At 60.8% G+C, this 13,266-nt stretch carries 9 protein-coding genes; 8 read left to right on the top strand and 1 reads right to left on the bottom strand.

The features are described from left to right. Positions 1-156 precede the first annotated feature (156 nt). The 7 genes from LCM4576_RS03215 to LCM4576_RS03185 all read left to right on the top strand — a co-directional run bounded on the left by LCM4576_RS03215 (position 157) and on the right by LCM4576_RS03185 (position 10,335). Entirely contained in the window at positions 157-1,368 is a 1,212-nt protein-coding gene (locus tag LCM4576_RS03215; protein ID WP_071030497.1) for a glycosyltransferase, read from the top strand. After that, positions 1,365-2,627, top strand: coding sequence for an O-antigen ligase (locus LCM4576_RS03210; protein WP_071030496.1), 1,263 nt, complete (start codon positions 1,365-1,367; stop codon positions 2,625-2,627). Before LCM4576_RS03215 ends, LCM4576_RS03210 begins: the two co-directional genes overlap by 4 nt. Further along, positions 2,627-4,615, top strand: coding sequence for an asparagine synthase (glutamine-hydrolyzing) (asnB, locus tag LCM4576_RS03205; RefSeq protein ID WP_071030495.1), 1,989 nt, complete (start codon positions 2,627-2,629; stop codon positions 4,613-4,615). The genes LCM4576_RS03210 and asnB overlap by 1 nt, the downstream gene beginning before the upstream one ends. A gap of 1 nt (position 4,616) precedes the next feature. After that, the gene (locus LCM4576_RS03200) at positions 4,617-6,821 is read left to right on the top strand and encodes an exopolysaccharide transport family protein (protein ID WP_071030494.1); all 2,205 of its coding nucleotides are present in this window, start codon (positions 4,617-4,619) and stop codon (positions 6,819-6,821) included. A gap of 34 nt (positions 6,822-6,855) precedes the next feature. Continuing rightward, a complete protein-coding gene (locus LCM4576_RS03195; protein WP_071030493.1) occupies positions 6,856-7,650 on the top strand; it encodes an AAA family ATPase in 795 nt (264 codons plus the stop codon). 239 nt (positions 7,651-7,889) lie between these two features. Further along, positions 7,890-9,248 carry a lipopolysaccharide biosynthesis protein gene (locus LCM4576_RS03190; RefSeq protein ID WP_071030492.1) on the top strand — a complete coding sequence of 453 codons (1,359 nt, stop codon included), beginning with the start codon at positions 7,890-7,892 and terminating at the stop codon, positions 9,246-9,248. Continuing rightward, the gene (locus LCM4576_RS03185; RefSeq protein ID WP_083361285.1) at positions 9,229-10,335 is read left to right on the top strand and encodes a glycosyltransferase family 2 protein; all 1,107 of its coding nucleotides are present in this window, start codon (positions 9,229-9,231) and stop codon (positions 10,333-10,335) included. The genes LCM4576_RS03190 and LCM4576_RS03185 overlap by 20 nt, the downstream gene beginning before the upstream one ends. 333 nt (positions 10,336-10,668) lie before the next feature. Here the strand turns inward: LCM4576_RS03185 and LCM4576_RS03180 are convergent, their stop codons facing one another. After that, complete coding sequence (locus LCM4576_RS03180; RefSeq protein ID WP_071030491.1) at positions 10,669-11,367, bottom strand: helix-turn-helix transcriptional regulator; 699 nt, start codon at positions 11,365-11,367, stop codon at positions 10,669-10,671. A 174-nt stretch (positions 11,368-11,541) separates the two neighbouring features. Here LCM4576_RS03180 and LCM4576_RS03175 point away from each other — a divergent pair, with 174 nt between their 5' ends. Beyond that, a complete protein-coding gene (locus LCM4576_RS03175) occupies positions 11,542-13,266 on the top strand; it encodes a sensor histidine kinase (RefSeq protein ID WP_071030490.1) in 1,725 nt (574 codons plus the stop codon).

Genomic DNA, 13,266 nt, shown 5'->3' with positions numbered 1-13,266 from the left:
CCCGTCATTCGAACAGACGAGGACAAGTCCAGGGGGTGCCCCTAGCTTTGATGGTCGACTGACGCATTCCTCGCAAAGACAGCGGACCATGAAAGACTATCCAAGTTCCAGCCATTTCGGGCAGCTGGCGAACCGCAGCTTTTGGGGAGTGGCGAAATGAAGCCGCACCTGGTCTGCGTCGGCGGCGAGGATCACGCTCTGCGAATTCCATTCCTCATGGAGGTGCGTGAGAGGGGCTTCCAGATCACTGCCGTTTCGACCTGCGACGGCGCCTCATTCCTAAGACATGGGATAGCRCACAGACGCTATGGCTTCGACCGCTTCAGCAGCGGCAGTGGGAAAGCGGGCACGGTCAGGGCGCTGCGCGGATTGATAGTCGAGTTGCGGCCCGACATCGTGCAGAGTTTCGACACCAAGCCTAATCTCTTGACCCCGCTCGCGGTGCGAGGGCAAGTGCCGATTGTCCGCACGATCAACGGGTTGGGTTGGACGTTCTCATCGCATTCACCGCGCGCGTTGATGCTTCGGCCGATCTTCTGCGGGCTGCAGTGGCTGTCGTCGTTCTGGACGGCAGCGACAGTGTTCCAAAACCACGACGATCGGACGTTCTTCGAAAGGTATCGGCTGCTTGGACACAGCGACAAGCGTCTCATCGCCGGCTCCGGCATCGACATTGGCGCATTCGCGGCTGCGAGACACCTTGGGCCGTCCGCCGTGACAATGCGGCAGGAACTAGGGCTTCAATCGGCTGAAGTCGTGATGTTTGTCGGCCGGCTGACCCGGCAGAAGGGGATTCCGACCCTCCTCAAGGCCGTGYCGAAAGTTCTCGCCAAACGGCCAGACGCGCGCTTCGTGTTAATTGGGCCGTGGCAATCCGAAGGCCCCTTTGCGGTCGACGAATCGGAAATCCGGCGGCTTGGGTCAAAAGTCGTCGTGTTGGGGAAACGCCAGGACATTCCTTCGCTCCTGGGCATGGCCGACGTCTTCGCCTTTCCAACCGAATACCGCGAGGGAATTCCTCGCGTGTTGCTGGAGGCAGGGCTAGCGGGCCTGCCCATCGTAGCCTCAAGGATGCCAGGCTGCGCCGATGTCGTCCAGGATGGATGGAACGGCTATCTGGTTGCACCGCGCGATCCGGATGCGTTGGCGGATCGCATAGTCGACCTGCTCTCGGATCGCGCGCACGCCAAAGCCATGGGTGCCCGGAGCGCCGCGCTCGTCAGAGAGCGTTTTGCCCTTTCGGGAGTGGTCGAGCAGTATTGYGACCTCTACAGGAGCGTCCTGGCGACTCAGRCCAGAGGCGGTCTTGCACACTCYGCGTCGGCAGACCGTGTCGCCAAGCGCCGATTGGGCGAGGCGCGCCGATGATAAGGGATGCATTGCTCGCTGCGGGCGTTGCCTTGTCCTTCGCGTCGCAGGTATCGGTACCGGGTTTGCCATTCGGTTACGGTGAGCTGTTCCTCGTGCTCTGGATCGTGCTGTCCGTCGGCCGGATACTGGCAGGCGGCCCGATCGAGGCGACGCCGGCCTTTTTAAAATTGGCGAAGTTCTGGTTGCTTCTGTCGTTGACGTTGGCGATCGGCACCGCCGTCGGCTACTCCACAACCGTGYTCTACCTCACAGGGTTGTCGCACGACGCGATGGCCTATGCGCTGTTGGCGAGYGTCACCTGTCTTGCCGCCCTGGAACCCGACGCCGAGTCCCATCTTCGGCGCAGCGCCTGGTGCGTGATCGCAATCGCTTTCGGCGCTTTCATGGTCCAACTCGGGCTTGCCTGGGGTTGGATCCATCAGTCGGGGATAGATCCGTGGTATTGGGATCGCTTGCGCGGCTGGTCGGAAAATCCCAACCAACTCGCGCTTTATTGCGCGGTCTTCGGCCCACTGGCTCTGCACCTTGCGGTGACCACCAACAACCGATGGGCCCAGTTCTTCGCGCTATCGAGCCTTATCCCGATCTTCTATGTCGGACGGCTGACCAAAAGCGACACCTATCTTTACACCACTATTCTGAGCTGCCTCGTGTTTCTCGGACTGCGGCTCAGGGTATGGTTCGCCTCCGCCTCTGACCGAGCCAGTCTTTCCCGGCAGATTGCGCTCTTGCTGATCGTTGGCGCCGTTCCCTTGGCGATCGCGGTTGCGCCGTTTGCCGCCGCCGAGGAGAGCAGCGTGGCGCAGTTCGCCAAGAGCCTCACCAAGGACGGAGGCGGCGAGGCGACTGAGGAGACATTTGACCTGCGGGTCTTTCTATGGGGCGAGGCGGTCGAGAAGGGACTGGAGTCCTGGTCGCTCGGCCTTGGTCCCGGTCCGCACCTGGAGCGGCCACCGGTCGCGGACAGGCAGTTCCTGGAGCGACCGTTCGAAGCTCACAACACAATACTCGATCTCTACCTTCAGGGCGGTCTGGTGGCGGTCCTCGCCCTGATTTGGATCGTCGCATCGGCCGCCATGTCTGCCTGGCGCARCCGGTTCGACGCGCTTTCGGTTCTTCTTGCCTCGGTGGTCGTCTTCAGCATGCCTCATCTGATCATCCGCCACCCGATCGTATGGTTCGCGCTGACGTTCTGCCTTGTCGCAGGAATGCGTCCCGAGGTTCGCCTTCGGCCCCAGCATGTGAGGGTGGCGTGATGTGTGGGATTGCCGGAATTCTGATCTCGCCGGCGCAAATGGACCCGAAGTCGCTTGAAGCGATTGAGCTTATGACAGCCTCGCTTCGGCATCGCGGACCGGATGGCCAGGGGCTGTGGGTGGATCGCGACGCCGGGATTGCCTTCGGCCACCGGCGGCTTGCCATCGTTGATCTGTCGAGCGCGGGGCAACAGCCGATGCTCTCCGCCAGCGGCCGGTACGTGATCACCTTCAACGGCGAGATTTACAATTTTCGCGACCTGCGGCGCGAACTTGAAAGCGCCGGTCGACAGTTCCGTGGGACCGGCGATACCGAAGTCTTGTTGTGCGCCATTGAGACGTGGGGCCTTGAGCCTGCCCTGAGGCGCAGCGCAGGCATGTTTGCCTTTGCGCTATGGGATCTGAAGACCAAGACCCTGCACCTTGCCCGGGACAGGATCGGCAAAAAACCGCTCTACGTCGCCCTGGCCGGGCATGCCCTGGTTTTTGCGTCGGAGCTCAAGGCAATCAGGTGCTTTCCGCACTTCTCTCCCGAGCTCGATCTCGGGGCCGCCGAAGCTATGCTTTCGAAAGGGTGGGTGCCGGATCAGGCATGCATCTGGCGGAATGCGTTCAAGTTGCCGCCCGGTTCCGTGCTCTCTATCAGGTCTGCGGATCTCGCACAGGCGGGCAGCGCCGCATCGCTTTCCCAGCGTGCCGAGCACTGGTGGTCGCTGGCCGAAATTGCCACGAAGGGCCGCGAGGACCCGATCGCCGGCGGTGACGACGATCTCACCAATGAGCTCGACGAGCTGCTTCGGCTCGCAGTTCGCGAACGTATGATTGCCGACGTGCCTTTGGGCAGCTTTCTGTCCGGCGGGATCGACAGCTCCACCGTCGCGGCTCTGATGCAGGCTCAATCCAGAAGTCCGGTGCGCACTTTCACCATCGCCTTCGCCGAGGGGGGATTTGACGAGAGCGGCTATGCCGCGGAGGTGGCAAAACATCTGGGCACGGATCATACGGAGCTTCACCTTTCGCCTGGGGCGGCACGCCAGGTCATTCCGGAGCTGCCCCGGATATGGGACGAGCCATTCGCCGACGAATCCCAGATACCGACGCTGCTGGTGGCGCGGCTCGCCCGTCAGCACGTGACGGTCGCTCTGTCGGGCGACGGTGGCGATGAGTGCTTTGCCGGCTATGGCCGCCACTTCATGGCGGATCGGCTGAAGCGTCAGCAAAGTCTTCCGCTCGCAGTGCGTCGCACGCTGGCAACCGGCTTGGACTTGCTGGCCCGTGCGGCGCGCGAGGATGTCCTGGACAGGCTCCCGCTTGCCGCAAATGTGCGCCATATGCTGCGGAGCGACCGGCTCAATCGTTTCGCCGGCTTGCTCAGCGCCAGGCATGAAGATGAATTGTATCAGCGGCTGGTAACGTCACCCACCGCGAGCCTCACGCGACGAGATCAGTCTTCATCGATCGCCGGCGCCCCGAAGCTCGACGGATTGCTGTCGCGCGTTCTCTACGACGACATGGCTGGCTACTTGCCCGGCGACATACTGGTGAAGCTGGATCGCGYCACCATGGCCAACGGTCTTGAGGGCCGGAGTCCCTTGCTTGACCACCGCGTCGTCGAGTTCRCCTGGCGCCTGYCGTCGGATGCAAAGGTGCGCAACGGCAGAGGCAAGTGGATTCTTCGCAATCTGCTGCGGCGTTATCTTCCGGACCGGCTGATCAACAGGCCGAAACAAGGGTTCGACGTTCCGGTTGCCGCATGGCTGAGAGGTCCGCTGCATAGCTGGGCGACCGATCTTCTCGCCGATATCCGGCATGACGGCGACGGCGTGCTGGACAGCGCCAAAGTGGACGGTTGCTGGCGCGATCACATGCGAGGGCAGGATCGCTCGCGCGAATTGTGGTCGGCCTTGATGTTTCAGGCCTGGCGCCATGAGACGCGGCGAGCGCCAGCCGCGACCTCCTCGCGCGAACTCGACATGGCAGGAGTATGAAATGGCAGGTACCGCCGTCAGCCGAATGAAACTTCCGCGAACCGTTCCCCAATCTGCTCCAACGGTTGTCGAACACAGGGATCGCGTACGGCCACGGCGCGAATACCAACCACCTACGCCCACGCACGAACTGGCGGCGGCCCTGGCCAGAAAAAAATGGCTGATCCTTGCCTTTGCGGTTGTCGGTGCGTTCGTCGCGGCGCTAGCCGGCCTGGCCCGCCCCGTGATGTTCGAGGCGACCAGCCAGTTGATAATCGACCCGCCGGCGCGCAGCTCCGTTGCTCCGGGCGGGTCGTCCGCGCAGGACCTTATCGATTCCAGCATCGATGATCACATCACCATGCTTTCGTCTCAGGGCCACCTGCGCCGCGTCGCGGCGGCGCYGYACGACATGGAAGGCGCCAACGCGGCGCAGGGTTCGCCTGCAACCGGAACGCCCGCACCTGGTCCAACTCCGGCGTCGATAGGGTCGCGCGCCGCTCAGATCGTCGAGCGACTTTGGCCCGACAGCGGGCAAGACGCGATCGATCCCGACCTGAAGCTGTTGAGAAATAGAATGAGAATTGGGCAGGAACTGCGATCGAGGGTGATCTCCGTTGCCTTCGCGGACGAAGACCCGGTACGAGCAGCCAAGGTCGCCAACACATTTTCCCAAGTCTATATCGACGAGCTCGCGAAAAGGCGGCAGGCAGAAGACAGGCTGGAGCTCGATAGAGTGGTCGCCAGTCTGCCCACGGTGCAAAGCGACCTCGTTTCGGCGACCGATCGGCTGGAGAAATACAGGCTGAGCCATGGGGCCGTCGATCAGGGCGCGGCTGACAACGCAGCCAGGGAAAGGGCTGACCTCAGCCAGCAGATATCGATGTCCAAGGCCGATCTAGAGGCGATGGAGRCACGCCTTCAGCATATCCAGGATCTTCGCAAACAGGGTGCTCCGATCGCCTCGCTGGCCGAAGCCATGGGTACTCCGGACCTTGCCGACCTTGCGGCTCGCCAGGCCAAGACGCCGGCGGACACCGACCTGAGCGCGAGGATCGACAACGAGATCCAGCAGGGCCTGGCGAGCGTCGAGACGCAGGTGAGCACCTACCGGGCTCAGGTCAAGGCGCTGGAAGATCGCAAGAATGTTCTCGACGTCGTGGTGGCCGACACCGCCAGCCGGCTTTCCGGTTTGCGTGCGCTCGAACCCCAGGTCAACCTGCTAACCCAACGATACAACGACCTCCTGAGCCGGCAGCAGGATCTGACGCGGCGCATCGCCGCTCCTTCAGCAGGCGTGTCGATCCTTTCCCCGGCATGGCCGCCGGCCAAACCGCAGACCTTGCCGCCGATCTTCCTGGTGCCCCCGGGAATGATCGCTTTCGCCCTACTCGGCGCAGCCTTCGTGCTGGTCCGCACCAGGTTCAATCGCGCGCTGCGCGGCGAGGCCGAGACCGAAGCAGCGCTCAGAGTTCCCTGCATTGGTCTCATTCCTGAACCTGGCAAGATCGTCATGAGGGAGCTGCGACATTTAATTCTCGATCAACCCAGATCCGCCTACAGTCGTGCCGTCACGTCGCTTCTGGTCAGCGCGGCACCAAACCAGGCCAGGTTGCGTTCCCCACATACCGTCCTGATCACGTCCAGCCTGCGCCATGACGGCGCGAATGAGCTTGCCTGGAGCCTGGCATTGGCCGCTACGCGGTTGGGTGGCCCGGTTCTTCTGATCGATCTGGAACCTACGCACCATCAACTCACGCAAGAATTCGTCCGGCAGGGTGGCGGGGCGAAGGCTCACCGATCGTTCGGCGACTTCATCCGCAATCGCTGTGCTCTGGAGGATGCAATTGTGAGTGTGCCTGGTGCGGGCGTCGACCTGATGACCGTTGCGCCGGCCGAAGATTTGCTCGAGCTTCTCGCGCGCGCAGACAGCCTTGAATGCAGGGATGAACTGCAGGCCGAGTACAGTCTGGTCATTATCAACGGGCCATCCGGGCTCGCCGGTCCGGAAGCAAGATTCCTCACGAGTTGGGCGGACGCCATCCTTCTTGCCATCCGCTGGAACAGGACGCCGCGCGATATCGCCCGCGGCGTTTTGGAGTTGCTTCAAAGGGATGGCGCGAGCTCGATTCCGATCGGTAGCGTCCTTACCCGGGTCAATCTGAAACGACACGCCAAATATCGGTTCGGTGACAGCGGGGACTTGTTGCTTACGCGGATCCCGTGAGGCCAGCCGCGAGCGCCATGTCGAGTGTTGAACCGTGATCGTCGAGCTCTTCGGTCCGCCCGGTTCGGGCAAGACAACCTTAGCCCACGCTCTTGCCAGCCGGTTGCGTGAGGATGGATACAGTGCCGAGGTCATTCGCAGCTACCGGCCGGCGATCAGGTCGGGAGCACTTGATCTGGGCGCCCTTCTGTTCGTCTCGCGGATCGTCTCGGCGACCGTCTCCACGGCCAAGGTCATTTTTTTCCCGCGCAATGGCAGATCAAATTTATCGAAATCCCTGCTCATGCTCAGAGCGATGCCGCCGAAAAAGCCGATCTGGCGTGCCCGGGCTTGGCAGCAGATACTGAAGCTGTCGCACGCCTGGGATCGAGCTAAGCTGGCCCACGATATTCTTATCTTCGACGAGGGTTATGTCCAGGCAGTCGGATCCTTGGCGGCGCTCAACGGGAATGCGGACAAAGCCGTTCTCGAAACGATGCTGGGCGATGTACCGGTCGCGGATCTCACGATCAGGGTTCTGGCGCCACGAGCGACGGTCGCGACCCGTCTTCGCCAGCGCATGGAGCGTGAGCCTCCGGCGGAGCGGCTCTTCGAAGCCGATTTCGAAGTTAATATGCGTTCCCTCGGCGTTTTTGAGACTATAAGCGATATACTTGCCGTGTCAGGGCGAGACGTCGTTTGCGCCAAGACTTCAAGCCAACGTTCCACAATGAAAAGCACGCAAGTCGTCGAGCGGGCGATCATCGCCAGATACATTCTGGGCACAACGGATGGTGAGCACCGGCGGGTCGAGCAGCCATCCGAAACACTGGGACTCTACGGGCCATAAGCCGCCATAGTATTGCCTTCCAACCTGCTGATCCAACTCGGGAAAATGCAGCCGATAAGCTGGCAGGGCCGTTGGCCGCCAACCGGGCCTTGCCGCATCCGTCATCGACGTTTCGTTTCCCCACCRTGGATCGAACCGGCATTTGGATGCGTGCCATCATTCAGGTGAATGATGGCGCGATGCGACARCCTCCGTACGCTCCCATTCCAGTCGTCAGCCGTTCTCGGAATCGCGAACCAATGTCCTACAGCGACTTTCTGAGATCCAGGGAGGGGCGGATAACAGCAAGCCCGATCGGCAGAATCGTCCGCGCCGCAGGCGGCGTTTCGGCAATGGCAATTGCAGGGCAACTCACCCTGGTCGCCACCATTCCGATATTGGCCCGCCTTTATTCACCTGCCGATTTCGGCGTCTTCACGATCTATCTCTCGACGGTGAACATCCTCGGCGCGGTCGCGGCGCTGCGCTTCGAACCCTCGCTCTACGGGGTCAAGGAAACCGAGCAGACCTACGTCACCGTAAAGCTCATCGTGCTGGCGGTATTGACGACTGGTATCCTCGCCTTTGCTGTCGGGCAGATGCTTTTGAGCTTTGCGCCTACCMAATTCAGACATCTGTTCTGGCTCGTTCCGATTGGCATGAGCGGTGCCGCGCTCGTCGAGACGATGAATTGCTGGGCTTTGCGCGCCGGCCTGCTGCGCGATTTCGCTCTCGGTCGGCTGATCCTGCCGGCGACCATGGCGCTGCTGCAATTGGTTTTTGGCTTTGCCCGTCTCGGGGGCGAATCGATGGTGCATGCGCATGTCCTCAGCCAGTTTATTTTCCTCGCCTTTCTGGGCTTTCGGATTCTGAGTTGGGATGATGTGCGCGGCATCTATCGAGCGCCGTGGAGAAGTGCCTTCGACAAGGCGGCCAGGGAATACAAGTTCCCGTTGTTCGATATCCCCGCGACGCTCGGCAGCTATGCCATCAACAATCTTCCGRCAATTCTCGTGGGTTCGTTGTTTGGCCCAGCTTTCGCCGGTTACCTCGGCGTCGCGACGCGGTTGGTGACAGGGCCAATCGTGCTGATAGCCACTCCGCTGAGCAACGTATTCGTCGCGGAGGCGAACAAGAGCAGCGATCGTGGGCACATGCTCGGCGTCGCGCGTGGCCTCCTTATCCTTGTCACGGGCCTCACTGCGTTGCCGATATTGGCGCTTGGGCTGGCTGCTCCGTACCTTGTCGTCCCGCTCCTGGGCCAGGCCTGGATCCCGACGGCACAAATCATGACCGCCTTGGCTTTCATGGGCGCCGTGCAGGCCCTGTCRACACCGCTCAGCGAAGTTCCCACCCTGTTGCGACGGCAGGAGCTGCGGCTGGTCGTAGACGCGGCGCGGATGGTGCTTGTCTTTGGTCCGCTGCTCGTCGGCGCCAAGATGGGGTGGGAAGCCATCGACGTCATCTATCTCATGGCTATTGGCGGGATGGTTGGGTTTGCYATCAAAACCGCAGCCTCACTGTACCTTCTGAAGCGGGACACCGAACCGGCACAGGCAACATTGTCGAGTCCGTATTCAATCGCGAGGAAACAGCACGATGAAGCTCCTGTTGAGTAGTGACGCGCATCCTGAAGGAGCCGTGCCGTCGCTAAAGCCGRCAGTCGCCAGCAAAAGCGAGACAAATCTGTCGGCGCTTGGCCCCGTGGCCAATCTCGCTCATGCTGCCGACGTATCATCCGCGCGCCCATTCATTTCCGTTGCCGTTCCGACGTTTCGCCGGCCGGATACCATCAGGCGCACCATCGACAGCATTGTAGGGCAAGATTTTTCCAACTGGGAACTTGTCATCAGCGACGACGAAGGACCCAAGGGATCGAGTTGGCCCATCTTGGAAGATTATGCGCGATGCGATCCGCGCATCCGGATCGTCGAAAACCACAGGGGCCGGGGGCAGGTGGAGAACACCAACAACGCCATGCTTGCCTGCTCAGGCAAGTGGATCAAATTGCTGCATGACGACGATTGGCTGGCCCCGGGAGCTCTGAAGCGATTTGCCGAGATCTCGATAAGATATCCGTCGGCAGCGTTCATGACCTGCGCAGCGCATGTTGTCGAGGAAAGCCGGGTCGTAATGCGGTCGGATCCGCCGGAGCAAAACCGGGTCTCGCTCTATTCGAGCCAGCAGTGCCTGACGGACCTCTACCTGGTACGGGTGACCAGGAGCCTTGGCATCATCCCTTCGACGCTGCTGATCAACGCTGCCGTGATCCACGCCGGATGCCAGATGCGCGCACACAAATCCATCCCGGCCGGCGTCGACCAATTGTTCTTTGTCGATCTGGCCCGTTACGGCGATATGGTGGCAATCAACGAAGGGCTGATCTTCTATGATGCGACACACCATCCGAGCATAACGACCTCGAAGAGCTATGAGGACGTGGATGAGGTCACCCTTGCCGTCAAACAGCTCAATTGGCATCTGATCGAGGATAGAAGGGGCCTCCCGGAACCGGAGCCGCTTTTGCGTGCGCTGCGGGTGGCCCGCATCCCGGCCAGGTTCCGCCATCAGTCCTGGCGAACGACGATGCGAGACGCCGTGCAGATCCTTCGGCCGTCCGTGATGAAGATCGCGAACCAGTACGCCCTGGAATACCTGTTCAGGATCCGACCGAAACTCGGCGCGCTGCAGACCCGTAAACGCTGACGCTATGCTTCTGAGATGCCTGGCCTGTTCGAGGAATAGCGGACATTCGCGGGACAGATCGATGGCAGGCTGCGCGAGTCGTCAGCCGGCATCTGCATCGACGCRCCTCGTTCGGCTGGRCAAGCTCGGGCCGCACGGTCATCCGCGTTAGAGCAAATTCAAGGAAAAGTGTGAGCGGCTAGGCTCGGYGACTTCGCCATGGCCTTCCGTCCGGAATTGCGTAAAAACAAAGAGATAGGACGGTTCGCCGTTTCCGTGAAACGCTCAAGCCCAAGAAGCAAGCGGCGCGCTTTCGGAAAATCAGGCGCGCCGGATGATCGGAAGTTTCCGGTTTTACGGCAGCACCGAGATGCGTCCCAGAAGAGCGACCAATTCCGCCTGGCGCCTTGTCTCTGTCTTGGCAAATAGCGAGGCGAGCTGGGTGCGGATCGTGGTTCGGCTGAGCCGGCTGCGCTCGGCAATTTCCAAAGGGGCATCGCCACTTGCCAAACGCAACGCCAACTGCGTTTCGGCGCCGGTCAATCCAAACATTTTCCGCAAGGTCTCCGGATTGGGCCCCGTTCTCGGCTGGCGATCGAGAAGCGCGACAATAATCGACCCATCGGGGGTGGTAACACCCTCTTCAGTCATGATAACCGGCCGGTCGCCAGCGTTGCGGATGACGATCCAGGACAACGATCCAGCAGCAAAATGAGCCGGCACGCCAGCAATCAGGCTCCTCAGCGCCGCAGATAGATCGCCAGGCGAATCCAGGGAATCCGCACAGGCCTCGAGGATGGTTTCGGCGGCCGCATTCCATTCGAGCACTCTCTTTGCCTCACCCARCACAAGCCACCCGCAGCCGATGCGCTCGAGCATACCGGTTATGGAGTTAAGGCACGGCCGCACACATGTGCCAGCTATGGTCGGCCTGATGGTTTTGCGAGAGGCGCTTCGCGCGAAGGTGGTTGTTGTTCYGCTGCCGGCATCGGCCGCTACCATGCCAGGCATTGCGATCGACCTCGTGTCATTCCGCCCGCTGATCAGGTTCATGGATCATCCGTCCTCGTTCTGTGCCTCTGCCATCCGTGCATGACGACCGACAGCCAGGGTGCTGGTCTTTCTTTCATAAGGACCTGATTTTTGGCGCTCTGGAAGCAGGCAGACGTACTAGTCGTGCGATCGACGGTCTAAACTCGACGAGCTAAGCCAAAAGTTGTAGTTAGGTTGGATGGGGTTGCCGAGGAGGTACAATCGCTGTCGCGAACTCATCTGGCGTCGACGGCTGTTCTGGTCGCCACGCTGCTCTTCGAGATAAGTGTTTCCCTCGCGGGTGCCACAGACCCAGCATTCCTCGAGTTCATTCCGGGGATTGTTGTCATCRCCTTCCTGGAAAGCCGCCTGATTGCGGTCGGATCAACGCTTTTGATGGCGGCTACCGGCCTGGCTGCCCGGACGGTTGTGAAGGGCCTGCCTCTCGCCGATGACTGGGTGCGCGCAATCCTGCTTGTGCTTGCCGGGAGCATGATCGCCTTTCTTTTCGATCGGTCTAGGCAAAGCTTACAGGCCGCGCTGGACGTCAAGCTCGCGGCGGTCGAGGCTGCAGAGTCGCGTTACCGCCGGGCTTTTGAACGAGCTGCGCTGGGCTTTGCGACTGCGAACGGAAGAGGAGAATTGCTACGGCTGAACAAACGCCTCGGTGCCTTGCTCGGCTACCTCGAAGACGATCTTGTTGGGCGGCCCCTAGACGAGCTTGTCCATGAAGATGATCGAGCGCTGCTCAAGAATTCGCTCGCCGCATTGACATCTGAAGCCCCGTGGTTCGGCTCCGAAGTGCGCCTGATTAAAAAGGACGGCAGCGCACTTTGGGCCTGGTTGACGCTTTCTCTTTCTGCGTCGGACATGGCGCCGTCGGACAGCCTGTTTGTGATCGTAGATGACATAACCGAGCGAAGAGCTGACCGTGAAGCGCTCATAGCTCAAAACGAATGGCTCGACCTCGCATTGTCTGCCGGYCGGTTGGGAACCTGGCGCATAGATTATGGTCAGGACGTCATCTCGGGCTCACGTCAGTTTTGGGAGATTCTTGGATTATCCCCGATGGCATTCCGCCCACTTTCCGATCTGTCTTCGATCGTCCACCCATCGGACTGGGGTAAGCTCGCGCCGCCGCTGGGAACGAACCGGCGGGGGGTCAATTATGATGTGGAGATTCGTCTCAAGCGACCTGACGGTCAAGTCCGTTGGATCGCCTTACGGGGACGCGAGGAAAACCATGATGRCCGAGACCGGCGCATCGGCATCGCCGCGGATYTGACCGAGCGACGTCAAACGACGCTGCTGCGCGCGGCGGTAAGAAAGCAAGAAACCCTGATGCTTGAACTCCGCCACAGGTTCAGCAATCTGTTCCCTGTGATCACCGCGATTGTGAAGATGCAGGATGCGCCAGAAGGCAACATCGTGGAATTCAAAGAGACCCTCGTCGAGCGAATTCGCGCGCTCGAGGCGACGCACATGCTGCTCACGCGTAGCGCGGATCTGTCATCCACCATTCGCGATCTGGTCGTTCAGGAACTCCAGCCCTTTTCGCAAGACGGCAAGACAGCAATCACAGGCCCTGACATCAAGATTTCAGGCGGAGCGGCGGAGAGTTTTGCAATGATCATCCATGAACTCACCACCAATTCGATCAAGCATGGGGTGCTCGGCGATGCTCAGGGCAAGATTGAGGCACGTTGGGCTTTCACCTCAGGCGGGACAGGCGATGAGATTGTTTTTGACTGGATAGAAACGGGTCGCCGACGTGCGGCTCCGATCAAGCGCCAAGGTTTCGGATCGATGGTTCTTGGAGTGGACGGAACGCCCCTTGTCGGTCATTCCTCGCAGTTCGAAGTTAGGGAGGACGGGTTTCGATATTCGCTTCGACTGTCGTCAAAGCAGATTCAAGCGTAG

The sequence above is a fragment of the Mesorhizobium sp. LCM 4576 genome (assembly GCF_001854815.1).
In the GTDB taxonomy this organism is placed as follows: Bacteria; Pseudomonadota; Alphaproteobacteria; order Rhizobiales; family Rhizobiaceae; genus Mesorhizobium; species Mesorhizobium plurifarium.
This window is presented reverse-complemented; position numbering and strand designations above follow the sequence as displayed.